At 64.7% G+C, this 3218-nt stretch carries 2 protein-coding genes; both read right to left on the reverse strand.

Annotated features, from left to right (window positions below; all coding sequences use genetic code 11):
- Positions 1–1409, reverse strand: a 1409-nt coding sequence (locus KA184_19340; protein ID MBP8131738.1) for a hypothetical protein, incomplete at its 3' end; no start/stop codon positions are given.
- Between the two features lie 50 nt (positions 1410–1459).
- Complete coding sequence (locus KA184_19345) at positions 1460–2992, reverse strand: hypothetical protein (protein ID MBP8131739.1); 1533 nt, start codon at positions 2990–2992, stop codon at positions 1460–1462.
- Positions 2993–3218 lie beyond the last annotated feature (226 nt).

Genomic DNA, 3218 nt, shown 5'->3' on the forward strand with positions numbered 1-3218 from the left:
GCGAAATAGGCCTGAAACGCGTCCTCGAAAACGGCGCGGCTGCCAAGAATCCCGTATACGAGATTGCGGACCAGCGTCTCTTCGCCTACCAGACGCTCATCGAGCGCGGAGTAGCCGGCACGGGCCGCACAGCGGCCCGTCCGCGCGGCTTCGCGCACCGCGGGCCATACCTCCGGCGCGCTGGCGAGCGCGGCAGTCCATAGGTCAGCGTTTCCAAGTTCGAAACCGTAATCAGGCTCCTGGTCTAGAAACGCGCCTTGCCGCCGGAATGCGGCGGCAAGCGACTCTACTTCTTCGCGCTGGTCCGCAGGCTCAACGGTCGCGAAACGCGCGCCTGTAACGACATAGACCTTTCCCGTTTCGACGGGTGGAATCACCGTTACAGACGTCGAAAACGCGACGTTCTCTTCCGGCGTGGCGAGCGTGACCTTTACGGAAACGGTCTCGCCGGGTTTCACGCCGCCAATCGGGATGTCAAGGCGCAGTTGCTGTTCCGTGTCGGGTGGGAAGGGCTGTGCAGTCGCGGCGGCGGTCGTGCCGGAAGCGCCAGTCTCCACTGTAACACGTATGGTCGGAGACGGCAGGCCCGTGGGGTTGAACAAGGTCAGCACCACATCCTGCCTGATTCCCGCGGCGCTGCCCGTGAATGTTCCCGGCGAAATCAGGCGCGGCACGAACACGATATTGCCGATCCGTTCCAGGGGGAGCAGTTGCAGCGCAATCTCAAAGCCGCTCTTGCCTTGCAGCAGAGTCCGGTTCCGCAATACCTCCGTGCGCAGGTATTGCACGCCTGTCCCCGCCGCTTCCGCGAGGGTCTCGTAAGCTGCGCCAGGCGCCTCAATAACCAGCAGGTTCATGCCCGCGCGGAACGTGGCCACGAACCGGTCCACGCCGAGCACGGACAACGGCGCGGCCCTGACATCGCGCAGGCGGACCCCGTTCAGCCACACGCGCGCGCCCAACGGGGTGTGCAGATTCACGTAGACGTTCCGCTCCTGCTCGCTTTCGGCGTAGAACGCCGCATATGACACGCCTTCCGCCGCTTCGGTGAAGAACGGGCCCAAATCCAGCGATGCGTCTGCTGTTCCTGCGCGCTGCCAGACCGCATTGCCGGTATCCGTGTGTACTTCAAGCAGATGCTGCGGGCGCGTCCTGTTGATTCCGCCGAGCGGCGCCATGAAATCGCGCGTGCCCAGCGCGGGCGCGTCCCGCCGCAGCGCACCGGCGACGCCGCCCTCGACATCGCACGGAAACGGCCCGCAGACAAGCCAGTGGGCCACGTATCCCCGGTCGAGGAGGGTCCCAAGCGGTTCCTGCGCCGCGGCGTGCGGCAGGAGCAGCGCGAAGGACAGCGCTAGACATAGCGCCGGAAACAAGACCGGTCTCCTGACGGATGCGAGCTTGGACATGCTGATCATTCCCGTTTTCCGAGGCATTCTTGCGAGACCCGGCGGGGAAGTCAAGGAGAATCCTGCACGGGCGGCGAAATGGGCAGACAGCGGCCCGGCAGAAGACACCCGACGGCCTTGATGACGACGTCAAAGCCTGCTGGCGTCACATTATCCAACCACATTTCCGTGCCCGGACCGCGCCAATGCCCGTCCTCCGCATAGGGTTCCGGCAGGACCTCGGCAGGCGGGACGCCCTCGATACGCACCACGCCGATACGCGCCTCCCACGCGGTCACGCTGATGGATACCTTCCCGCGGACGGGGTAATGCAGCGGCAAAAGGGCCATATGGTGCACGCTGCGGCTGAATGGGGTGTCGTGCGCGATGGCATCGGACAAGTTCATCGGCGCGCCGCGCAGGCACCGGTAGTCGGGCAGCACACCGAGCATTTGTTCCGGATGCTCCGCCGCGAACGCATAAGCCTGCTGCTGGAAACGGGCCGTCTCGCGCGCCGCACGCCGCCACGACACGAGGGACGTGACCTGCAGGAGAAACAGCAGTACGCAGATTGCCGTGGTAAGGAGCACCACCGGACGCGGCCACCGGGGATGCAGCATAATGCGGCGGCACAGGGCGGCAACTCCGATGCTGAAGAAGCCCAACGGCACGATAAGCGCGCCACCGCCGGTCATGTGGACAGGGTCAATGTCAAGGCCGCCCCGCAACAGACGCACGGCGAACAGAGACGCGGCCGCGAACGTGAATACGGGCGCCCGCACGCGCCGGTCAAGATACACCAGGAAAACGATGGCCAAGACAAGCGCGCCGTACGCCAGCGCCGGGGATGCGTGGAACTGCGACGCCGTCTCCGGCAGCAGTCCGATGGGATAAGGGAGCAACCCCAGCGGCGCGAACATGCGGAGCGGGTCCAGCGCATTCCACATATCAGGGCTCCAATACAAGCCGCATGCAACGAGGGTAAGGGCGGTCAGCATCGCCGCACGCAGCCGGGAGCTGCGCCGCCGTTCGACGACCATCCGTTCGTGGAGGACAAGCGGCAGCGCCAGGCACACGTTCTCGCGGAAAAGCAGTACAGCGCCAACAAGGAGTGTCCACGCGACCACGCCCGAACGCGCAGTCCTCACCTGCCCATGCCGGACGAAACACGCGACGGCCGTCAGCCCGAGAAACGCGGGCAACAAGTCGGCTGCGCCCGTGAGATGCAGTGTGGCCTCGCTCTTGACCGGGTTCGCCATCAACAGCACCGCGGCAAGCGAGGCCAGCCAGACTGGTCCGCCGACGAGCCGCAGCGTCAGGAAGAACACCGCCGCCATGCATCCGAACAGCAACGCGAGATTCACGACGTGGTACAGCGGGGCTATATCACCGAAGAACAAGACCTCGGCGGACACGAAGCTTCGCAGGGGCCACGCCAGTTGCGCCGGGTTCTCCAGCAACGCGAAATCCCGCCCCAACGGGCGTACCCCGACGCCCCAAGCATGCACCAGCGCCAGATAGAAGAAATCCGCAATCAAGAAATATCGCACCAGGTGGCGCGGCCGTTCCGTGCGCAGGATATGGGTCGTTTCGCCGCTGAGCATCGTGTATTTTAGGCGTATTGCCCAAGAATCTCCCAATTGGTTGTCGAATGGCGCGGAAGCCGCCCGCTGCAATACCGTTTCCCGGAAGAGACCACGTCCTCTGGAAGACGCGAGACACCGCGGTTTCCCGGTCTCCCCCTTTACGGAGCGCAGAGGGATATGGCTCCTTTTTCGACTGCTCTCCCTTCTGTCTTGCCTGCAGACCGCGAACGCGGACCGGCTACCC

The sequence above is a fragment of the Candidatus Hydrogenedentota bacterium genome (genome assembly GCA_018005585.1).
In the GTDB taxonomy this organism is placed as follows: Bacteria; Hydrogenedentota; Hydrogenedentia; order Hydrogenedentales; family JAGMZX01; genus JAGMZX01.

What these genes read in the sequence shown, in the direction of transcription:
- KA184_19345 (MBP8131739.1), bottom strand. Translation starts at nt 2,992, where the DNA reads ATGCTCAGCGGCGAAACGACCCATATCCTGCGCACGGAACGGCCGCGC.